This window comes from Stenotrophomonas sp. 22DLJC03 (assembly GCF_056861405.1).
Genome location: NZ_JBSPUG010000001.1, coordinates 586,277 through 606,425, shown reverse-complemented (window position 1 = coordinate 606,425; position 20,149 = coordinate 586,277). Strand labels below are relative to the sequence as shown.

Here is a 20,149-nt window from a genome sequence, read left to right as displayed (position 1 = left end):
GGTTACACCGTCATGAGGCGAAGAGTGATTGAGAAGAGGTCCGAATCCAGGGCGGGAACGGCGAAGCGAGTGGGTTCGACCTCGATAGCTGGGCCATCGACACGACGCCACCTAACCTGGAAGGCGCGGTCGCCGCCGTTATGGGCCGGCATGACCAGCTCGAGAGGCGACAAGCGCGCCTCGCTCTCACTGGCCTGAAGTGCGCGGACGACGGGCAATGCAACCACTCCGACGTACGCAGTGCCGTCACGGGTTGTCTGCAGCGTGATGGGGCGCCCGGCCTGCCGTGCCGACTCCTGCACGATCATTGCCCCATTGAGGCTGTTTCGAACCTGCTGCCCCACCCTCCATGCCGTGAATTCATCGGTCCACTGGAGATCGGCCGGCAGCTCAATCCCCGCGAGCAGAATGCGGGTCATCAGCGCCGCCCCCTAACCGAAACCGATCGGCTTTTCTGGACAGCAGTCAGCACCATCGGCGTCACCAGATTCGCGATCCTCTGGGCCTGCTGGAGCTCTTGGGCGGTCGCCCCGGCCACCACTTCTTTGCTGGGCACTTTCCAGTCAATGATCAGAACTTGTTCCTTGTCGACGCCTGCCTGTATCCGCCCCGCATCGAGCTTCGCCTGAGCATCTGCCTCAGCCTGAGCGGCCCTGCGCCGCTCCTGCATCGCATCGGCGGCCGCACGGTCCTGCTCGGCGCGCTTTCTTTGCACCTGGGCTTCCAGCGCCGCGACCTCCGCCACCTCCTGCTTCCCGAGGTAGTCATACTGATACTCAAGACGGCTCTTGGCCGAGGAGGCGAACTCGTCCTCGGTCTCAGCCAATCCCTGAAGCTCTTTCTTGTAATCGGCCAGCTGCTTACGCTGAGCCGTGACTCTGTTCAGGGCGTTCGCGAACTGTTGCAGCGGATTCGGCCCGCTCAAGTTGCGCATGGCCTTGAGCGCTGCGTCGGAAACCTCTCCGATGCTGAACGCCATGCTCTGCGCAGCTTGGCCCGCTTTGCCCATCTGCTGCCCCGACTGCTCCGCTCGGTTGCCCAGGTTCTCCATCTGATTGCCAGCCTGCGATGTCTCTTGAGCCAGCTGCCCTACCGCCTGCGTGCCGGCCTGTGCCCCGGCCTGAACCTGTTGCATTGCAGATTGGCCGCTGCCTCCCATGTCCTTCAGGTGCTGACCCGTCTGCAGGATCTGCCCTTGCACCTGGAGCTGGGATTCCACCTGTCCTCGACGCCAATCGTCGCTGTCGGCCACTGCTGCACGTGCTGTGCTCGCATACGCTTCGAAGGCCCGGCGCACGTCTTCGATGCTGGCTTTGCCTTGCGAGGCACCGCGTTGGATCGCCTCAAACGCTGCCTTCGCCGAATCACGGGTGTTGTTCAACGATTCTTGCGACTGGATGCCGAGGCGAGCGAACTCATCGGCCAGGGGGTTCACCGATGCCTGGATGTCGCGAATGCGGGCGTTGAGTGCCGCTGCAGAACGCGCCGCCGCGTCGAACCCGATCTTGCCCTGCTTTCCCGCTGCTTCGAGCAGGGCGCCCAAGGTCCTCGCCTCGTCCAGTGTGGCGACCTTCCCGAGGGCTGCCTTGAACGCCTCTTCGATCTGAACGCCTGTGGCAACAGCGCTCTCGGTTACGGCACCGAACGAGGCGATCGCGTCCCGACCGGCACCGGTGAATTGCACACCCAACCTGGACGCGGAGACGCCCAGCTTCTCCATCGCGGCAAGCAACGTCGTCTGCAGTACTGCGGCTGCATTGGCAGCACTTTGAGGCAGCGCCTCAAATGCCGCCTGGGATGCAGCCTGGAATCTCGCCAACTCCTCACCGGAGAGCTTCCGCAGTGATTCCAGCAGTCCATCCCGAACATTGCGCTCCGCCGCAGCGCCCTGCGATGCCACATAGCCCAGCGCTGTGCCAACGGCGGCCAAACTACCCGTATCAGCAAAATTGAGCCCCGCCATCATCTTGCTGATCGAATCGGTGGCGAGGCGCGCACTGCTCTGCACGCCCTGAAGCTGTTCAACCACCAGCTGTGCCGCACCCCCGATACCACTCTTCATGGCATCCGCAGCGATGTTCACTGCCTTGGAGAGCCCTGCATACCCTGTAGACACAGCCAGCAGCTGCTGCGTCACAAGGCCAAGTTCCTGCAACTGAGCGGCCGTAGCAACGCCCGCCTTTTGCTGCATCAGCAGGAATCCCTCCTGCGCGGTCAGGTACTGCTCAAGGCCAGCCAGGCGCTGGGCATAGGCTTCGCGTTCAGCCTGCCCCATTCGAGCGACTTCCTCAGCGGTCTTAACCACCACGTCGCGATACTCAATGAACGAGATGGCCTGACGGCGAAGCTCCAAGGCGGAGTCCCGAACCTGGCTGATGTAAGCGCGCTGCGCCTCGCCGGCTCGCTTCAGGGCGGGATCGTGCTGCTTCCAGATGTCCTGGGCAACAGTCTTGAGCACGCCAAGGCCACCAATGGCGGCCTCCAGCCCCAGCACTGATACCGCGATCGGAACCGCCTTCGGTAGGCCCCGGAGCAACAGCCCAAAGCGCCCGATGCCAGAACTGCCGGCGGCGACTGCGGCGTTGTTTGCCAGCTGCGCACGCGTAGTCGCAAGCAACGCCGCCCTCCACGCGTTCAGCTGAAGCAGCGCGCCTACGACCTTGAACTGGGCGTAAGCCGCAGCCATGAGGCCAATCACACGCGCATGGTCAGCCACCCATCGCGTAGCCCCCTTGACCGCCTCCGCCATCCCAATAATGGCCTGCGAGGTCTGCTTGGCCCAGCGGGTAAGGCTCCCATCCTTCGCCAGACGATCCAAAGTCGCCAGAAGCGTGGTCAGCTGATCCTTGAAGTATGCCAGCACCCCTTGATCGGCAACTTCCTGCTTCCAGTCCTTAAAGCGATCGGTCGCCTCCTTCCAGAGACCCGCGATCGTTCCGACCTTGGCTGCCGCCGCTGCGCCACCATAGGACTCGGTGAGAAGGTCGAGGATGATAGTTTGCGCCTCTGCGACGCGCCCGGTTGCCTCAAGGTTCTTGATCAACTCCTTCTGGCTGTCGGACAGGGTGAAGCCCTGCTTGCTAAGACTCTCCATCGCCTTCGACGGTGTCTGCAGCGCCTTGCCTACGATCTCCGCCGACGACTCCAGTGACAAACCAAGACGTTGGGCCTGGTCAATAGTGATCTGCATCGCGGCGGGGAACTGATCGCCGACGATGTTGGTATAGGACAGCATGCGCACCATCGCGCTATTGACCTGCCCACCATCGAAAAGGCCGGTCTGCAGTTGCTTACCAAGCTGCAGCAGCTTCTCAGCTGTGAACTCACTGCTACGGCCAGCCGCCTGAATGGCGGCGTCGAGCTGGTTGACCTCCTGCTCCGCGTCACTACCTTCCTTGATGATCGACTTGATGCCGTCAACCACCCGGTTCAAGCCGACGAACGCGATCGCGCCGGCGGCAAGGCCCTTCAGCTTACCCAGCCAACCTGCCGCGCCTTCAGTTGCCCCGGCCAGGTTCGCACTCCCAGCAGCGGCGTCGTCTGCACGCTCACGGTAATCCGCCAGTGCCTTCTGCGCTGCGCGGGTCGTCTCCGCTTGCTTGCGCATCGCGGCGTCGCCTTCCGCCAATTGCTGCGTGCGACGGCGGTTAGCGGTGGCTTCATCGCTGACTGCTTTTGCCTGCGCGCTCAGCGCTGCAGTGGTGCGCGCAGCCTCGGACCGCAGGCGCTGTTGGCTGCCGGCCAGGTCAGCTGTGCTGACCCCCAGCGCCGCCAACTCCGAATCTGCCTTGCTAACTTCAGCCCACTGCTCGTTCAGCGCCTTCTTCAGGCGCTCCCCTTCCTTGCGCAGATCGCGCTGTGACGCCAACACCTCACGCGACGGCTTCTCCATCTCACCGATGCTGAGGCTCAGCTCAAGCGCTGCCCGCTGGTTGGCATTGAACTCCCGCTCCAGCTCGCCCAACTGGTCCAGCATCGCCTCGAAGGCGTCGGCCTTTGCCGCTGCCGACGTCAAGCCAGTCAGGGAATCGAGCAGCTTAGAAGTCTTTCCTGCCGTCTCGACCGAGACATCACCCAGCTCGCCAAACGCCGAGCGCAGGTCATCCACACCCTCGCGACCCTGGGTTTCAATGACTACCCTGATTGCTTCTTCCAGCCGATCAGCCATTGCTCTTTCCATTGACGCGCCACTGGCGGCGCAGTTCAGTCAGGTACGTGGTGTGAAAACGCTCGATCAGGCGGCTGCGCGCTGCGAGAGCCCGGCTGTTTCCGTCAGCGCCTGAGAGCATCTCGAAAGGGCTTGGGCCCCGAAGAATCCGAACAGGGCCTCGCCCTGCCCGCTTCTGGGTCGCGCGGTCCCAACTTCGCACTCGAATGGCCCTTCGGCCCTTGATTGTGGCGATGAACGCTCCGTCATAAGTTCTGGACTCACCGAGACCGATGCTGGCCGTTGCGCCGACTGATCGCCTGCCAGCCCAGCGGCCACCAAATTCGAGAAGCGATATTTGCCGCGTGCTCGCCCAAATCGAAAGGAAGTCGTCCCTGCCGCGCTTGCCCGTCGAGTAGCCGCGCTCACCGGTCTCCACGCGGTACTTCCCCCTCAGCGCGGCTGCGCGGATGTTGTAGGACCCTCGCACCTCTTGCGTGGTCGCAGGGCCTGCCCGTCGCTGCAGGCCGATGAAGGCCCTTTGCACTGACAGGTCGTAGCGGTTGAGAACGTCGCCAGCAAGGTTGGTCAAGCCGTGGAGGCCTTTCGCACGGCGCCCGCTGACAAAAAACTTGAGCAGGTTGTTGTTGCGATTGGACGCCACGGCACCCTTCCTGGTTCGAATCGGGAGGGCGCCGTGCTGGCGCCCTCCTCATGTTGGAGTCGACCCGGCGATCAGCCGGCAGCCTGCGCCGCGATCTTGAAGGTGTACAGGTCGCTCTCGCCGGCCTGGAAGATCACCGGGCCAGTCAGGGTCACCTGGATGGGTTCATCACTGAACCAGTCCACGTCACCATCCACGGTCAGGTCGACGTTCGGGATGGTCAGCAGGCCCTCGTCGCCGCTGATGCGGTCCTGCATGTCGCCCAGGATCTGGAAGGATTTGCTCGGCGTGGTGCCACCGCTAATGGCGGTTTCCAGGTATGCGTCGTACTTGTAGTTCGCCACGACGGTATTGCCAGCTTGCAACTGGCCGCCGGACTTCGGAATCAGCAGGCCGTGCGCCGGGTCGAGGGTGTAATCGGTGCCCTTGACCAGGTCGACGGCGCCCTTCTTGAAAGTCGGCTCGGTATCGGCCAGAAGGAAGTTGTGCGGCAGCTTCACCGGCGTGTCCGCACTACCCACGGTCACGGAAACATCGGTGGCGGTGCCGGCGGCGACTTGGGTGGCCACCAACGTGCCGTACAACATGCGGGCCAGGATGGCTGGCGGCACTTCCAACGCGGTGATCGAAACGCTGGTGACGCCGGGGTTGGAATCCTTGTGGATGATCTGCTGATAGCGCGCATCACGGCGCTTGCTCTTGATCTCCACCGAGTCGCCGGCCTCGTAGCTGAACGTCAGCGACGACTGTTCCAGTGGCTGATTGCCGAAGTTGTCGGCGGGCTCGGGGATGACGGGAATCCTGGCGCCGTTTGCGCCGTGCTCCCAGAAGCGCAGATCGCCTGCGAATTTGCGGACCTTGGGCTGTGCCATGGTGGTGCTTCTCCTACGGGTTGGGGACGGGCTCAAAGGTTTCGGTCAGACCAGCCCGCGCGGTGATCTGAGCGACAACGGCGGAATGCCCTGCGTCGTCTTCCAGGGATGCCAACTGGGTTTCAAGGATTTCGAAGCTCGTAATCCCCCGTGGCAGGGCTTTCACGTTGAATGTGAGCGCGCGGATCAAGTCATGCCTCGCTCGGTGTACAAGTAACCGCGGGTTAGCAACGTTGCCCGAACGTGGGACTTCGAACTCGATGGTGATCGCAGCATCCGAGGTGACCTGGGCACTGCCCCCGCCACTACGCGACAACTGCCTGACGGAGATCACCGTCGCGGGGCTCTCCGAACCCTCATCCACTTCGCTGTCGTCAACGATGATCAGACCCGTGCCGATATCGGTGCGGAAGCCTTCACTCGCACGGATGAGCTTCACGCGACCGCGCAGGAACTCCACCAACTGCCAGGACAACGGCTCAGGCACGTCAAGCACGGGCCACCAGCCATCGGCTGCGGGAGCCGTCGTCACTGAGCTTCTTCGCGTTGACGAAAACTTCGACGCCCAGACCTTGACCAGCCTCTCCCACCTCCAGGTGGTCGCCCTGTTCTGGCTCAACATCCGAGCGTAGGTAAGCGATCTCCACACGGCCGGAGACGAACTGGCGAAGATCGCCAATCGTCTCGACATCGCGGTCGACGTAGATCCGCACACCACGACTGACTACACCCGTCTTCTTTGCGATGAGCGTGCCAGTTGAGGCCATACCCGCCAATGCGAAGGCGGCATGAAGACTTGCATCCATGTCACGCAGGAAGCCCACTTCACTCACTTCGCACCCCCACTGCAGAGCACGGCGTAGGCTTGCAAGCCCCTCACCTGGGCGTCGCACTGGGCGGCGGCGCCAACAGCTCGGCCCGCACTTTGGATTCGGTCGTCGGCTCGACCATCAGGCTGGCTGGCGGCAGCGGCGGCCGAGGACAGCTCTGCGGTGGCGACGGATGCTTGCCAACGCTGGTGCAGGCGCTGGTTGCCAGCGCGAAGATCAGCGACGAGGCGATCAGATGCATTCTGTGCATCGTTCCTTTCCTTTTCATACTTGGACGCCAGGGTGTTCGCGGCGGTAGCGCTGTCACGCTCTACCTTCAAGGCTTCGCTCACGGCATCGGCCTCAGCGCGGGCGGCGTCGCGCTCGCCCTCCATGGCGTCACGGCTCGACGCGGCCTTGTCGGCCGCACGGTGAGCGATGGACACCGTGCCGCGCTGCCAGACAATGACGCCCAGCAGCAGAAGGATGGCGATGACGAGGGCGCGGATCATGCGGACACGACCGGGTCTTCGGGGGGGATGACAGCACCAAGGCCACGCAGCGTCGATTCGAGCTGACGTACACGCGTGCGCAGCGCGCTGGCCTCTTCTTGTGCCCTGAGCCGGAGCAGCATTTCGGCTTGCAGGCGCTCGTCTTGGGCAGTGACCCTCTGGTCGAGGAAGGAGACGCGATCGGACAGGCCCTTGATGAGATCCACGTTGGCGTCGGTCTCGGTGCGCTCCTTCCTGTGCGAGAGGAACGCCGTCCACGTCTCGCGAAGCACCCAAAGCGCCACCACGCTTCCTGCAGCCCACCAGGGTGCCGTGTCGCTGATGCCGCCGCCGACCATCAGTGCAGCGCCTCTGCAACGCCAGCATCGATCACTTCCGGGCGCCAGTACATACCGCCGTTCTCGTGCCTAGCGATAGCGGTAGCCAGACGGCCCAGGGTGACCGCGTTGTCCAGACGAATGACTTCCGAAGGCGCAACGCCAACGGCGGCGGCAACCTGCCGGACGTACGCGCCAGTGTCGTTCTCCACCGGAGGCGCCCAGCGCCCGATGATTTCCTTCACCGTGCGCAGGCCGTGCTTGCGCTGGTACGTGAGCAGGGTCTTCGCCAGTGCGCGAAACCCAGCCTGCGGGGTCAGGAACACGCAGAAGCGCTGCTCGCGGGCGATAGCGGCAACGGAACGATCCTCACCCTGCCACGGCGTGCTGGAGCGGTCGATGTTGCCAGGATTGTTGTTGCGTACGCCGCGCGGCGTGCTGGTGGTGCCCATGCGATTCCCCGTTGTCGCTGTGGAAGAACCGGCACCGCTCACGCCACCTGGGCATTTCTGAGCGGTGCCGGCCTGTTCGGTTACGCCTTTGTGGCGTTGCCCGGCGAGAGCCGCACTTCGGCAGTCGCCTGACCGGCGGAGCCGGCAGCCCAGGCAAACGCTGCACCAGTGATGTCGCCGGCAGCAGCCGTCGCAGAGCTTCCGTCGAATGCCTTGGCGCTTGCGCTCCACACGAGCTTTTCACCCTGTTCGAAGACCGCCGTCTGCACCTTCGGCAACGTGAACACGCCACCCAGGGCCACGCTGCCGGTCGCACCGACTGCGATGTTGACCAGGGCAACGCCCAGCTGATGCCCGACGGCAACTGGCTGGCCCGATGCAACCGGCTGATCGGTGGTGTTGGTCCAAGGGATCACGTCCCCATCGGATACGAAGTTCTGTGCCATGTCTCAGTGCTCCAGTTGGGGATCAGCCGCAGCGCTGCACGCCGCGATAGTCAAGGGCGGCGATGCCGAAATCGAGGCGAGCCTTCCAGCGCACACCGTCGACGGTGAAACCTTCCTCGTAGTCCAGGAAGGGCTCGGTGATCCCATCGAGGAATGCGACTTCAATGGCCGGGCAGTCGTTCGGATCGGCGAACAGGTACCACTTGTCGTCCTTGATGCGCGCGGTGTCGACAATGTCGCGGAAGAGACCCTGCACCGCGTTCGGGCGCTGCAGCTTTCCTTCGGCGTCCGGGTCGTACTCGGCCTTGTTGGTGACACGCGCGGCACTGCCGTACTTGGTCGGACCAAGCCAGAGTGCTGGCGACAGATCCAACACATCATTTCCGCCCACGTCCTTCTGCTCGGCCAGCTGGACGCGCATTGCGTCGACCGAGGTGACGCTCGGCACTGCTGCTGCCAGGATGTTGCCGTGGTCGGCGTGGAACAGCGTCTTGTTGGAATCCAGCTTCGGATTGCTGGCGAGGAACGCATACGCGTCGGCCTCAATGGTGCGCTTTGCGGCACGACCGAAGGCGGTGGCCAAGCCCAGGAACGCGCCAAGATCGTCGTTGATGATCGCCTGGCGGGTCAGGTTGATGGTGTTGCCCTTGGTGCCGGCGGAGATCGTTGCCTTCTCACCATCGGGAATCTTCTTGTTTTTGAACTCGCCAGCCTCGGTCAGCTTGTCGAGGTTGCCAATGCTGCCCACGCGGTAGCGCGAATGCTCGCGGAAGTCGCTGACCGTACCGGTGACGCACCAGCGGGACCAGGTGTCCGGCGCAACGGCGTAGGCCGCCTGCAGTGCCTTGTGCATCGTGCTTTCGAGCAGCACTGGGAAATCGCTGCCGCTCTGCGTGAACGCGCGGCCGACCAGTTCCAGCTTTGCCATACCATCGGTGCGTACACCGCAACGCTCCAGGCTACGACGGGCCAGGTCCATGAGTGTCAGGCCGCGTACCGGATTGTCACCGGTGAGCGCGAAGATCCGCTTGGTCGCGGGATCGATCACCTGGGCTCGGTGCAGCAGCGCATGCGTCACAGCGGAGCGCTGCAGATCCTGCTCATCCTCGGTGACGCTGATGCGGTTGATGTTGCCGCCAGCAGCGGCGTCGCGCTGCTCCAGCGTGGTCAAGATCAGGCCACGCACGTGGTCGACCGAGTGACCAGCGCGAATCCAGCCAGCTGCATGCTCGGTCTGGCCGTGGCGGGTTGCCAGCTCCACGATGTCGGCTGCACGCGTATCACCTTCCGGTGCCAGTGCTGCGGCCGGCGCTGCCGGAGCTGGGGCGTTGTTGATGGGTTCCTGCTGGACCGCCGGTTCGGCGGCGCGGGCGGCGGGCTGAGGCATGGTGTGCTCCTGCGACGATGCGCTACGGGTGAAGACACAGGGGGTTCCCTGTGCGGGTTGATTGCTACGGGTACCTGCCGCCGGGTCGGCCGGGACAGTGACGAAGCTGATCTCGCTCGGAGTCCACTCCACTGCGCGGTAGATCGGCAGATCGCCTGGGTTGACGGCGCGCTCGATCTCATAGCGCTGCACGGTGTAGCCCACCGAGATGTTGCGGATGATTCCAGCACCGATATCGGCGATGACGCCGGCCAGCTCCTCGCGACCAGAAAGGCGAATAAGGGCGTGGCCTTCGCCATTGGCGAGCCAGGCGCGATCGACCACGCCCATCTGAGAGCCGATACCCCACGTGTTGTGGCTATCCAGGACCGGCGCGGCACCGGACGACAGACGCTCCATGTTGCAGGCCGCATCATCAACGACCAGCTCTTCCCAGTAGTACGTGTCGTTCCACCAGTCGTAGCGGCGCACACGGGTACCAGCGGTCCACTGAAGTTCGATCGTGCGCGCCTCGCTATCGAAGCTGGTTGGCTGCAACTCGGCCTCACGCAACTGAGGTGGCATGAGGCGCGTAGTACCGTCCTGCTGTGGAGCCTGGATTGGCTGGGGCATGGTCATTCCTCGTTGGTTTTTGAGGCGTCGACCAGGCTGGTCCGGGCGCCACTGGATTGAAGGAAAGTCATCAGACCGAGGGCGCCGGTCTCTTTCATCCGCTTGAAGTCCTTGCCCATCTCGACGTAGACCGCATCCGGGTCGTAGCCACGCCGACGCAGAGCTTCGCTGGGCGAGTTGAGACCGGCGCCCATTGCTGCGATTTCCGATTCGATGTCTTGCTTGGGGTTGACGTAGTCCCAGCGAGGCGTGCTCCAGTCGGCAGTGCTTCCCGTGGAACGCACGCCGCCGCCAAGCGCGGCCGCTTCGTCGAACCAGCGCCAGATCGCCTTGCACATCTGCGGGACCAGCACCAGCCACTGCATCTGCTCGCAGTCACGGCGAAACTCCATCTGCCGGATGCGGGCACTGGAGAAATTCACCTCACGCATATCACCGGTGGCCGATTCGTACGGGACACCGACGCCAGCAGTAATGATGTGCGCGTTAAATTTGCAGTACTCGACGTAGCCCCCTGCCGGCTTTGGCTCGACAGTCTGGAAGGCGGTGGCACCGGTGATGTGGGTAACACCACCGCTGGGCAGTGGGCCAAGGTCGGTGACCTGGTCGCGATCTGAGCCGAGCTGCGAAGGGCCGTCATCGTCCGCGTTGGACATCGAATCGATGTCGCCACTGACGATCACGCCAAGTCGGGCTTCCAGGTTCTTCCGCGCCAGCTCAGCGTCTTCGTACAGCATCAGGTCGCGCACTCGCGCGATCACCGGTGCAAATCGCGTGATGCCGCGCCCCTGCCCAGGACGGACTGGGTTATAGAGGTGGATAATGTCGGACGCCGGCACCAACGAACTACTCAGGCGTACAGAACCGCGCACGGCCTCACCGGGATGCGCTCCGAACAACCAGTAGCCACGAATCCGACCAATCGCGTCGTACTCGATGCCATTGATGATCTGACCACCGCCCGACGCAGACCCGTTCTTGTTCCCGTCCAGCCAGTCGATCTCCAGCACCTGAAGCTGCAGCGGGACCGCGAGACCGTCCGACTGACGCCTGGTGCGGCGGCGAATCATGACTTCACCGTCCTGCTCCATCGCGCGATACGCGGTAGCCATGAGGCCGTAGATGTCCGACTTTCCATCCGCGTCCGCCACGTCGGCCCAGCGGCCCCACAGTGTGTCCAGCGCAGGAGCGTTCGGCCCTTCGGCCTTGGGAGTAATGCCAGTGCCGATCGTTGCGCTGACCAGCACCTGGAGGGACCGCGCGCAGTACGGAACGTTCTGCACCAGCGCCCGAGCGCGGTTGCGCAGCTCGCGGGCGTCCGCCAGGTGGTCGGTATTTGCGCTGGCACCCGCCCTACGAACACGCCAACCATCAGTGCGCGAGGCGCCCTCGTAGGCACGTACCGCTTCCAGCGTCGCCCTAGCGCGGTGACGCTTTAGGGCTGCTTGCGGAGAAATTGCACCGATGACCCTGTCCAGCAACGAGGCCACCATGTCAGAAGCCCCTCAGCGTCGTGAAGCGGTAGCGGCGCGTGGCTGACTTCCGGCGTCCGGCCGTGTCGGCGGCCACTTCCGCCTCCATGCGGTCCAATGCCTTCAACATTGCGTCGCCGGACTGATACGTGATCTGACGGTCGCCGTGCCGAACGGACAATTGGCCGCTGGCGATGGCGGCCTTCAACCGCTCCACATCGTCTTTGGTCCAGCTCATCAGCGAGGCATCCAGGAGATCATGGATGCCAGTTTCCAGATCAAGTGCGGGTGAGTCTCGGGGAACTCACCCGCACTCGCTACTCATTGGCGGAAGGCTCGTCGAGCAAGCGGTAAAGCGTCCGCCTGTCGATCCTGAACCTCTTGCACAGCGACCGTACCGACTCCTGCTCCCTCATCCCTTTCCGGATCTCATCCACCGGATAGGCGCTACTTTGCATGCTGGCGGGGATGTACAGATCTTGGGCTGGGTACTCCTCGACAAGGTAGGCCACCACGGCCTCCACAACGGTGCGTATATCGTCGCTGTCACAGCGCAGGCGCAACGCCGCACCGACTGCGAGTTCCTCCGTCAGCTCACTGATTCGCACCTTGTTTCGCACCGTGTTCCTGCTCACCACTGCCTCCCCATGCCACGAGGCTGCGCGGGCCGTGGTCGGCGAGGCACACTCGATGTTTCACGGGAATCGGTCGGCGCGTGGTCCTCCGACGCAGCAGCGGGCGTTTCGCGTGAAACGTTCGCGCTCGGCGGCCCAGCCAGCCTCTGTTCCAACAGGTCCCAATCCGAACGCGTGAAGCGGTTGATTCGGACCTCCGGGTGATGGGTCGCCGCGTAGGCATACACCCATGTGTCCAAGGGCTCGTTTCGGGTCACCTTCTTCTCAAAGCGATTCTTGACAGGGTTGTAGACCTCCGACACCAAGCCCGGGAAGAACTCCTCCGGTAGCTGGTCACTGAGGTGGACCATGCGATTCTCGGGCTTGCGCTCGGCGTCGGCCGATAGACGGCTGTAGAGGTAGTGCTTGGCAGCAACGGTACCCACGTGGTTGATGGTGATGCCGCGCTTGTCAGTCTTGCCCTTCCAGGTGACGTCAGCCAGCTTGCCCTTGGATAGCACGGGTGCGTTGTTGGGAACCGCACCGAAGATGCACATTGGACGGGTGATGCGCCGCTGACGGACATAGTTTTTAACGGCCTCGGTGCGGTGACCACCAGCGTCGATGGCCACTGCCATTGGCCGGAGCAGCGCGCCATCCTCGCGCTCAATGGCGCGGTTCAGCAGATCAGTCAACGCAATCCACACCGCTTCCTCGGCTGGATCGCCTTGCAATTCCACGTAGTCCAGCGTCCACGCGGTCATACCGCGCCCCCAGCCCACGATGTGAACGGCCAGACGATTGTCCTGCGTGTCGACGCCACCAGTGATCGCCAGTACGCCTAGCGGAGCCGTTCGAAGCACATAGGGCTCTGCGCGATCCTTGATTACGTTGTGCTTGACCGCGCGCATTGCCGGGTCTTCCCACGTCTCCGCCAGGCGATCATTGACGAAGGTCTTGAGGGAGGCCGGATCGCCCTGCGCCTCCAGCCATTCCTTCACCAGGTCCAACCAGCGCGGCCCCAGGCCGAACTGGTAGTAAAGGCAGTTGATGGTGTAGCCGCGAATGGGAGAGTCAGGGTTGGCGGCGACCCATCGGCCCTTGGCGATCATCTCGGTCTTGAAGTGTTCCTCGATCGCGACGCCACATTCGCAGCAGGCGTACCACGCGTGGCTCTTGTCGGGCGACCACACCAGGCCGCTCCACTGCAGCGCCTGGTAATGGCCGCAGTGCGGGCAAGGTACGTGATAGCGGCGCTGATCGCTCTTGTCGTACAGCTTCGCAATCCGGCTGAGTCCGGCGATGCCAGGCGTGCTGATGTACTGCCGCTTGTAGGTGGTCGGGAAGGATGACGTGCGGCCGTCCAGCATCTTCACTGGATCGTCGCCAGTGGAGAGCTGCTGCGGCGCCTCATCGATCTCATCCACCTGCAGGTACTTCACCGTCGAGGACTTCAGGCGCTGCGGGCTGCCCATGTGCTCCACGAACAGCTGGCCGCCAGCGAAGTCCTTGAACGTGCGCTGGTTGGCGCTGTCGCGGCTGGCCGTGCTGGTCAGCGCCTTCTTAACCGCCGCGCACACCTCGATCATGGGGTTGAGCTTCTGGGCGATCCACTTGTTCATGGACACCTCACCCGGCAGCGCATACATCATCGGGCCCGGCGCATAGTCCATCCAGTAGGCCATGGCGTTAGTCGCCAACTGGCTCTTGCCGAACTGGATCGGGAACATGCAGACCTGGTCGTGCACCGGGCTGCGGGCGGACATATTGTCCATCGGCTCCCGCAGCGGCGGGTTCCTGGCCGTCACCCATCGCCCGGGCTTGCTGCCGCTCTTCGTGGACAGACGCATGTGCTCATCGCACCACTGCGACACGCTCATGGGCCGGCGCGGCTGGAGTGAGCGCGACAGCACCGACGCCAAACAGTTCATGGCCTGCATCATTCCGCAGCCTCCGCTGCCTTCGCCGCCAGCGTGCGAAAGCCCTGGCTGAGTTCTTCCAGGGCGTGGCTCACCTCATCCCAGACCAGCCGCCGGCAACCGGCCTCATCCAGCGTTGCCGCGAGCTGCGGCGCCAGCGTGTCGGCCAGGCGCTCCATCGCACCCCGGAACGTCGTCGCATGCTCAGCAAGGAATGCCTCCACGTCCGCGCGCGGCAGCAGCAGCCCCAGCTCCTTCTGCAGCGCGATGTGTGCCATGTGCGCGTCAGTTTCCGCCTTGTCGGCCAGCGCCTTTGCTTTGCGCGCGGAATCCGGGGTCTGCGGTCGGCCGGTCCGTGAGGGCCTGGAATCGTCCTCGTCGCCGTCCTCTTCATCGTCGTCGATGTCGGCGTCAAGGGCATTGGCAACCACCCCGCTCCCCACGAGCGAGCTGCCACGCTCATCTGCGTGGCGCTGGGCTACCCCGGCATAGACCGGGTCTGCGGTACGAGCGTAGAGCTCCAGGGAGGCGGCCTTCAGGAATCCCTTGCCGCCATCACCCACCACCACCCTGCCCTTCTTCCTCAGCTCGACCACGTAGGACGGCCTGCAGCCGATCAGGGAGGCAAGCTCTTTGCCAGTGATCGTCACGTCTTCCTCAGCCATTGATTCCCCCTACTCCATTTCCTTCGAAGATCGTTAAAGCGGAAAAACGCGCGCGCGTGAGCATGTGCGGGCTGTGCGGCGGGCTGTGCGGGATGCGATAGCCGCTGAATCGAGTTGGCACAAGGCGTGTGCAGCGTGTGCGGGATGTGCGGCCACCTACATACGCACGCGAGGCGCATCGCGGCGTGGCAGTGCGATACCCGTTCGCGCCCGCGCCCGCCCATGTAGGCCGATGCCCGCACGTCCCGCACACGCCTACTGCCGCAAGCGCTTCACGGCAATTAAATGCCCGCACATTTGCCCGCACGTCCCGCACACACCGCACATTGATAGGCACAGTGATCACGCACGCCCCTTGTAGTCGGAGTACATGCGGCGGAAAGACACGACCTGGTCGCCCAGCCATGCTGCCTCTGTCTTCCCGTCTGGCACCGTGCAATCTCCGAGCATCAGGAAGCCATGTGGCCCGTTCACGGTCTGCTCGATCTGGTAGCGCTTCCGGGCCCGGTCGGGGTGGATGATCTGGCGCTTGCGCACCAGTGCGTTGATGAACTTTGGTGACGGTGCCGGGCGCGGCAAGCCCTCACGCGCGCACCAGGCCTTGTAGACCTCGTACCACTCTTTCGACAGCGCCGGCATGGGCTTCAGCCCGGGAATGTCATCGCCGTAGAGCTCGTCCAGGAAGCGCTGCGGGCTGTCCTGGCTCAGACCGATCAGTTCCTCCTTCGCATGGGTCATTGGCGGATGGGTGCCGTTGGTGAATCCGGTCAGGTCAACCTGCAGCAGGTAGTGGTGCAACGCTGCCGTCGCGCCGTTGCGGATATCGGCCAGCACCTCGGTGTAGAACTCCAGGCTCAGCTTTTCCGGCGTCCAGATCACCGCGTGGCGCCGGTCGTCCTCTTCCAGCACGACCGGCATCGCTTCGTTCGAGAGGAACACCAGGTTGGCGTGGTTGTCTTCCTCGTAGGCCTGGATGTTCTTCGGGTTGATGCGGATTCGGTCACCCGTGATCAACGCCTTGAGCTTGTTCTTGAGGTGGTACACCTCGGTGCGCGCGACCACTTCATCGGCCAGCAGGAACAGCTTGCGGCTTGCCCAGTCGTTGAATTTGTCTTCCAGAGCGGCCTGGTCAAGCACCCGGCCGTACTCACCGTAGAGCTTCATGTACTCATCGAAGAACATGTTCTTACCGGTGCCCTGTGGACCATGAATGACGATGGTCGATTTCATCTTGGCGCCAGGATGCTGCAGCGGGTACGCAAGCCACTTGACCACCCAGTCGTACAGCGCTTTCTGGTTGGCCTCGTTACCGCACATGTGCCAGAGCAGCTGCAACAGTCGGTCGCAGTTACCCTCCTGCGGTACGGTCGGCCAACCGGCAAAGAGATTGCAGGTCACCCCGGGCTTCTCGCACGACGGGTCAAAGTCGACTTCCCGTACACGCACGATGGACCGATCCGAGTGCTCCATCCATGCCCGGTGCAGTTCCTTGCGCACGCAGGCATCGCGCATGTCGCCCAGGGCAACCAGCATGTGCTCCTTGTGGTCGAACACCGTTCCGCCCTGCCCATACACCAGCGCGAAGCGCTCGAGCAGCTCGGTCAGCGAATGGATGGGGGACAGTCGATCATTCCCCTCGCCCCCGTCGCTGGTGATGGAAGGCGCGCGTTTTTCTGCAGGCACCCGCCATGAGAGCTCCGTGAGACGGGCCTCGACCTGGGCCCGTACGACATGCAGGCCCTCCTGGGCGTGCAGATCGTTGAAGTCGCTGACCTTTCGCCCGCTGTCGATGAAGTGCTCACGCCTGGCCGGCTCATCGGCAAAGACCGGGTGCAGCACCACTCCGCCCACGTCCAGCGCTGCGGCCTCGGCACCGAGCAGGCCGGCATTCGACGCGCCATGCGGCTGCGCGCACGATGGGCAGAACTGCGGATGGTCGGCCAGCACCAAGCGGCTCTTGCAGTGCCGGCATTTCTGCAGCACGTCGTCGTCGGCGCACAGCAGCATCTTGATGCTGCGATAGCGTTTCGCCAGGGCCGAGGCCACGGCCAACATGTTGCCGGCGTCGAACGCCACGGCCACCGGGTAGCCCGTCGCCATGTGCAACGTCGCGGCGGTGGCATAGCCCTCAGCCACCAGCAGGATCCATTGAGGGCTGCCACCGATCAGATGGAAGTGGCCCTTCTTGACCATGCCTGCCGGCCAGTACTCTTTCGCAGGCTTGCGTCCTGCAGAGGCCAGTTTGGCGCTACGCAGTACCTGCAGGCCATGCACCTGCCCGTTGACGTCCAGTAGCGGCACAAGTGCCGCGCCGGTAGTGCCATAGCGCAGGCCGAAACCCTGCACGCCCTTGCTGACCAGGTAGTCGGCTTCGCCAACTGCATTGGCCCTGGCCCATGCGGACGACGCCCGCTCTGCCGCCCGCTTGGCTTGGCTTTGCCGAGCAGACTCCGCACGTCGGCGGTCCTCGGCGAGCCGATTGCGCAGCGCTTCGCGCTGCTCATCGGAGAAGGTCTTGTCGCGCTTGCGCAGATCAACCTTGGTAGCGCCGTTTTCGTTCCCGTGCCAGACGCCGTAGGTGCCGACAACCAGCACCTCGCCGGCCGAGGTGTTCAGTTCGTGGAGCGCATACCAGCCGCGGCGTTCTCGTGAGCCCTCAACGCGGCAACGGATCATGCGCCCGGTGGTGTCCAGTTCGGTCACCAGCAGGCCGGCTGACTGCAGCTGCTGCAGCACATCCCCATAGTTCTCAGACATTCAGTAGTTTCCCGACCCGCTATCTACCCAGGAAATGCGCGTCTGATTACCCGCGTCCGAAGTGCCCAGGAAGGACCCATCGCTGGTATCGAGAATCGTTCTCGATGCCAGGGCGGATTCAATAGAGTGGGCAGCACGCGGCCTTTCACAAGCCACCCGGGGGGATGGGGCCGATTCAATGCTTGCTTGGTACATCTGGGTTCCCCAAAGGCAGGCAGTGCTGCCGGTTGTCTTGCTTCTCTTGTCGCCGGCGGATGCGCTCGCGCTCCGCCAATGCTTCGTCGCCTACCAAACCTGGCACTGCATCAGTCAACGCGAGTGCTGCAAGCTCCATGGCTTGCCGCGCAGAAGCGCTGGCTCGGCCACGCCATCGATACTTAGATCGAGGGGCGTGGTGAATCGCCACGTCAGTCCTCAGCTCCCTGCAAACCAGCAGCCCGGCATGCGTTGCGCTCCAGACGGAAGCAAAGCGTGCGTACCTCGCGGGATAGGTCTTGGATGCGATCTGCCTCGGGTACGGTCAGTCGCCGATCCGCCAAGGCGTCGATGCCAGCGCCAGCCAGCTGACCAGTCAACTTGTGCAGCTCCAGGAGCTTTGCCTGGATTGCAGCCAGTTCATCCTGCCAACCGCCTGCGGGCGGCGCTGGCACGTAATCCACCATCAAGCCAAACTGCCCAGCCAACGAGCACACCCAGTCAGTTGCCATCGCCTGGGTACCGACGAAGCGCTGCAGGTACTCGGTGAGGATCTCGGCCATCTCCATCGAGATGGACTCACCCTCGATCCCACGAAGCTTCTTCCGCAACGTCTCCGTGGTGATGGACTTGCCACGGCGTTTACTGATGTGGGCAGCCGCGTCGTGCACTCCACCCGGCGCGCACGAAACTGCATTGTTCAAGGCGTCCCGCCAGTGAAGATCAGAGCGAAGGCAGGTCATGCCGCTCCCCCTGAAGTACCGAGCATTTCATCGTTCCGCGCTGGGTAGTGCGGCGATCAACATTGCTGCCATGCCAGAGATCATCACGTTCCCTCAGCGCATGCGCTTTCAGGCCATTCGATCCTTTGACGTTCGCACCGGGGCAGGTGGGGTTGTTGCGATCCTGTGGGCGCCTCTGCACTCCCAGCGCAAGAACGGCAATCATCGCCAGGAGGACCACCATCACCCCGCTCTTGCGGATCTGCTGCCGGATTCGGAACAGACGGTAGCGCTGGTGGCCGCGCACCCAGCCGTAGCGAGCTATGGAGACGATTAGCGCTGGGTCACGGGCTGGCACTGGCTACCCCCAGCGATCCGGTGACCCTCTTGAAATAGCCGACGATGCCGCCGGCAGCATCACGCTCCCATCGCACGTCCGGTATCAGCTCGTCGGCGGTCACTCTGCCCCCAAGGGCATCGGCTCGCTTCGCGGCATCCTGGTTCTCGGCCATCGCCGAGGCCACCGCCCTCTCGATGGCAATCGCCACCTCCTCGGTGACACCGTTCTTTCGCCAGTGATAGACGTAGCCAGTCGCAGGCTTGCCGGTCACACGCCGCGCCAGCTCACTCTGGGTCCCACAGATCGCGATAGCCCGTTGCAGAGGGGTCATGAAGTGCCCGTTCACAAGAATTCTTGCGATAAACTAGCGCAATCTTTCTTGCGAATCAACAGTGCAAGATTGCTTGCATGTTGATCGGTGAAATCACACGGGGCCTGATGGAGGCCCACGGGCTTGGCGTAGAGGCTCTGGCAGCCCGTGTCCGCGCTGCGGGCGCACCCAATGTGAAGTACCAGCACATCCAGCAGCTACTAGACACCCCGACACGCCGCCCCAGGTACATGGTGGAGCTGGCGCGGGCGTTCGGCATGTCGGTCGAGCAGTTCCTAGGCTGGAACAAAGATGAGCCACTGAGTGCGCTCTCAACACCCCGAGCCCTGCAGTCTCAAACCGTGCAACTCGACGCCCCTACGCTTGCCGCGTCGTACCAACTTGTCCGCCTGGCCTGTCTCGCTCTTGGATCGCCGTTCGATCCCGAGGATGCCAGCGACGCTTCGATTGTCATCTTGGCTCACAGCTACTTGACCGCCCGTCAGGAGAAGACAGTCACGCCGGACAACGTGGTCGACTTTACCGCGCACCTGCGGAAGCGCCAGATTTCAAAGGGGGTTGATCATGAAGGAAGCGGCAGCACTGGAAGCTCTCGCGCAGGCACTCGCTAACAAGGTTCGGCAGCAAGCACGGCCGCCCGACGCAACATGCCTGCGCCACTGCCACGCAAATGAACCAAGCGACGCTACCGCCTTGGCATACATTCGACGGATTCGCATGCTCTGCGACGCATTCCAGCTCGCTTGGCTTGTCGACCAGCACCTGGTCCTGAGACAGCGTCTTAGCGACCTATCAACGACAGAGCTGCGCGCCTTGCTCTGCGAAATGGAAGAAGCCAGGGAAGCCATCATGGAGGGCTTCCCCCTCGAACAAACCGGGCTCATCAGGAACATGGCCGCAGTTTTGCCACGCCCTT

At 63.4% G+C, this 20,149-nt stretch carries 21 protein-coding genes; 2 read left to right on the top strand and 19 right to left on the bottom strand.

Annotated elements, in window-relative coordinates; translation table 11 throughout:
* Window positions 1-2 precede the first annotated feature (2 nt).
* The 18 genes from AC13GA_RS02805 to AC13GA_RS02720 form a co-directional block, all read right to left on the bottom strand.
* Window positions 3-419, bottom strand: a complete 417-nt coding sequence (locus AC13GA_RS02805) for a hypothetical protein (RefSeq protein WP_279747780.1) — start codon at window positions 417-419, stop codon at window positions 3-5.
* Window positions 419-4,168 carry a Laminin subunit alpha-2 gene (locus AC13GA_RS02800; RefSeq protein ID WP_482997477.1) on the bottom strand — a complete coding sequence of 1,250 codons (3,750 nt, stop codon included), beginning with the start codon at window positions 4,166-4,168 and terminating at the stop codon, window positions 419-421. Before AC13GA_RS02800 ends, AC13GA_RS02805 begins: the two co-directional genes overlap by 1 nt.
* Window positions 4,161-4,811, bottom strand: a complete 651-nt coding sequence (locus AC13GA_RS02795) for a hypothetical protein (protein ID WP_279747777.1) — start codon at window positions 4,809-4,811, stop codon at window positions 4,161-4,163. Before AC13GA_RS02795 ends, AC13GA_RS02800 begins: the two co-directional genes overlap by 8 nt.
* Window positions 4,812-4,882: 71 nt before the next feature.
* Window positions 4,883-5,683, bottom strand: coding sequence for a phage tail tube protein (locus AC13GA_RS02790; RefSeq protein WP_482997476.1), 801 nt, complete (start codon window positions 5,681-5,683; stop codon window positions 4,883-4,885).
* 13 nt (window positions 5,684-5,696) lie between these two features.
* Entirely contained in the window at window positions 5,697-6,179 is a 483-nt protein-coding gene (locus AC13GA_RS02785) for a hypothetical protein (protein ID WP_279747774.1), read from the bottom strand.
* Window positions 6,172-6,516, bottom strand: a complete 345-nt coding sequence (locus tag AC13GA_RS02780) for a hypothetical protein (RefSeq protein WP_279747773.1) — start codon at window positions 6,514-6,516, stop codon at window positions 6,172-6,174. The genes AC13GA_RS02785 and AC13GA_RS02780 overlap by 8 nt, the downstream gene beginning before the upstream one ends.
* Window positions 6,513-7,004 carry a lysis system spanin subunit gene (locus tag AC13GA_RS02775; RefSeq protein WP_279747771.1) on the bottom strand — a complete coding sequence of 164 codons (492 nt, stop codon included), beginning with the start codon at window positions 7,002-7,004 and terminating at the stop codon, window positions 6,513-6,515. Before AC13GA_RS02775 ends, AC13GA_RS02780 begins: the two co-directional genes overlap by 4 nt.
* Window positions 7,001-7,342, bottom strand: a complete 342-nt coding sequence (locus AC13GA_RS02770; protein ID WP_279747770.1) for a hypothetical protein — start codon at window positions 7,340-7,342, stop codon at window positions 7,001-7,003. Before AC13GA_RS02770 ends, AC13GA_RS02775 begins: the two co-directional genes overlap by 4 nt.
* The gene (locus tag AC13GA_RS02765) at window positions 7,342-7,773 is read right to left on the bottom strand and encodes a structural protein P5 (protein WP_482997475.1); all 432 of its coding nucleotides are present in this window, start codon (window positions 7,771-7,773) and stop codon (window positions 7,342-7,344) included. The genes AC13GA_RS02770 and AC13GA_RS02765 overlap by 1 nt, the downstream gene beginning before the upstream one ends.
* An 80-nt stretch (window positions 7,774-7,853) precedes the next feature.
* On the bottom strand, window positions 7,854-8,219 hold the full coding sequence (locus AC13GA_RS02760) for a capsid cement protein (protein ID WP_279747768.1): 366 nt from the start codon (window positions 8,217-8,219) through the stop codon (window positions 7,854-7,856).
* A 22-nt stretch (window positions 8,220-8,241) separates the two neighbouring features.
* Window positions 8,242-10,218, bottom strand: coding sequence for a prohead protease/major capsid protein fusion protein (locus AC13GA_RS02755; protein ID WP_482997474.1), 1,977 nt, complete (start codon window positions 10,216-10,218; stop codon window positions 8,242-8,244).
* Between the two features lie 2 nt (window positions 10,219-10,220).
* Window positions 10,221-11,708: a phage portal protein gene (locus AC13GA_RS02750; RefSeq protein ID WP_482997692.1), complete on the bottom strand. Its 1,488-nt coding sequence runs from the start codon at window positions 11,706-11,708 to the stop codon at window positions 10,221-10,223.
* A gap of 4 nt (window positions 11,709-11,712) precedes the next feature.
* Window positions 11,713-11,928, bottom strand: coding sequence for a phage head-tail joining protein (locus AC13GA_RS02745; protein WP_482997473.1), 216 nt, complete (start codon window positions 11,926-11,928; stop codon window positions 11,713-11,715).
* A 79-nt stretch (window positions 11,929-12,007) separates the two neighbouring features.
* Window positions 12,008-12,325, bottom strand: coding sequence for a hypothetical protein (locus tag AC13GA_RS02740; RefSeq protein ID WP_279747765.1), 318 nt, complete (start codon window positions 12,323-12,325; stop codon window positions 12,008-12,010).
* Window positions 12,322-14,247, bottom strand: a complete 1,926-nt coding sequence (locus AC13GA_RS02735; protein WP_482997472.1) for a phage terminase large subunit family protein — start codon at window positions 14,245-14,247, stop codon at window positions 12,322-12,324. Before AC13GA_RS02735 ends, AC13GA_RS02740 begins: the two co-directional genes overlap by 4 nt.
* Entirely contained in the window at window positions 14,244-14,888 is a 645-nt protein-coding gene (locus AC13GA_RS02730; RefSeq protein WP_482997471.1) for a hypothetical protein, read from the bottom strand. Before AC13GA_RS02730 ends, AC13GA_RS02735 begins: the two co-directional genes overlap by 4 nt.
* A gap of 342 nt (window positions 14,889-15,230) precedes the next feature.
* Complete coding sequence (locus AC13GA_RS02725; RefSeq protein WP_482997470.1) at window positions 15,231-17,624, bottom strand: DUF5906 domain-containing protein; 2,394 nt, start codon at window positions 17,622-17,624, stop codon at window positions 15,231-15,233.
* A 428-nt stretch (window positions 17,625-18,052) separates the two neighbouring features.
* The gene (locus AC13GA_RS02720; RefSeq protein ID WP_482997469.1) at window positions 18,053-18,544 is read right to left on the bottom strand and encodes a hypothetical protein; all 492 of its coding nucleotides are present in this window, start codon (window positions 18,542-18,544) and stop codon (window positions 18,053-18,055) included.
* A gap of 37 nt (window positions 18,545-18,581) precedes the next feature.
* Here AC13GA_RS02720 and AC13GA_RS02715 point away from each other — a divergent pair, with 37 nt between their 5' ends.
* Complete coding sequence (locus AC13GA_RS02715) at window positions 18,582-18,899, top strand: hypothetical protein (protein ID WP_053451650.1); 318 nt, start codon at window positions 18,582-18,584, stop codon at window positions 18,897-18,899.
* Between the two features lie 7 nt (window positions 18,900-18,906).
* Here AC13GA_RS02715 and AC13GA_RS02710 read toward each other — a convergent pair whose 3' ends face one another.
* Complete coding sequence (locus AC13GA_RS02710) at window positions 18,907-19,233, bottom strand: helix-turn-helix domain-containing protein (protein ID WP_146110228.1); 327 nt, start codon at window positions 19,231-19,233, stop codon at window positions 18,907-18,909.
* A gap of 77 nt (window positions 19,234-19,310) precedes the next feature.
* On the opposite strand from AC13GA_RS02710, the gene AC13GA_RS02705 reads away from it, so the two are divergent.
* Window positions 19,311-19,844 carry a hypothetical protein gene (locus AC13GA_RS02705; RefSeq protein ID WP_482997468.1) on the top strand — a complete coding sequence of 178 codons (534 nt, stop codon included), beginning with the start codon at window positions 19,311-19,313 and terminating at the stop codon, window positions 19,842-19,844.
* Window positions 19,845-20,149 lie beyond the last annotated feature (305 nt).

Coding starts and splice junctions, on each gene's coding strand:
- AC13GA_RS02805 (WP_279747780.1), bottom strand. CDS start 419: ATGACCCGCATTCTGCTCGCGGGGATTGAGCTGCCGGCCGATCTCCAG.
- AC13GA_RS02800 (WP_482997477.1), bottom strand. CDS start 4,168: ATGGCTGATCGGCTGGAAGAAGCAATCAGGGTAGTCATTGAAACCCAG.
- AC13GA_RS02790 (WP_482997476.1), bottom strand. CDS start 5,683: ATGGCACAGCCCAAGGTCCGCAAATTCGCAGGCGATCTGCGCTTCTGG.
- AC13GA_RS02775 (WP_279747771.1), bottom strand. CDS start 7,004: ATGATCCGCGCCCTCGTCATCGCCATCCTTCTGCTGCTGGGCGTCATT.
- AC13GA_RS02770 (WP_279747770.1), bottom strand. CDS start 7,342: ATGGTCGGCGGCGGCATCAGCGACACGGCACCCTGGTGGGCTGCAGGA.
- AC13GA_RS02765 (WP_482997475.1), bottom strand. CDS start 7,773: ATGGGCACCACCAGCACGCCGCGCGGCGTACGCAACAACAATCCTGGC.
- AC13GA_RS02760 (WP_279747768.1), bottom strand. CDS start 8,219: ATGGCACAGAACTTCGTATCCGATGGGGACGTGATCCCTTGGACCAAC.
- AC13GA_RS02755 (WP_482997474.1), bottom strand. CDS start 10,218: ATGCCCCAGCCAATCCAGGCTCCACAGCAGGACGGTACTACGCGCCTC.
- AC13GA_RS02745 (WP_482997473.1), bottom strand. CDS start 11,928: ATGAGCTGGACCAAAGACGATGTGGAGCGGTTGAAGGCCGCCATCGCC.
- AC13GA_RS02735 (WP_482997472.1), bottom strand. CDS start 14,247: ATGATGCAGGCCATGAACTGTTTGGCGTCGGTGCTGTCGCGCTCACTC.
- AC13GA_RS02730 (WP_482997471.1), bottom strand. CDS start 14,888: ATGGCTGAGGAAGACGTGACGATCACTGGCAAAGAGCTTGCCTCCCTG.
- AC13GA_RS02715 (WP_053451650.1), top strand. CDS start 18,582: ATGCCGCTCCCCCTGAAGTACCGAGCATTTCATCGTTCCGCGCTGGGT.
- AC13GA_RS02710 (WP_146110228.1), bottom strand. CDS start 19,233: ATGACCCCTCTGCAACGGGCTATCGCGATCTGTGGGACCCAGAGTGAG.
- AC13GA_RS02705 (WP_482997468.1), top strand. CDS start 19,311: ATGTTGATCGGTGAAATCACACGGGGCCTGATGGAGGCCCACGGGCTT.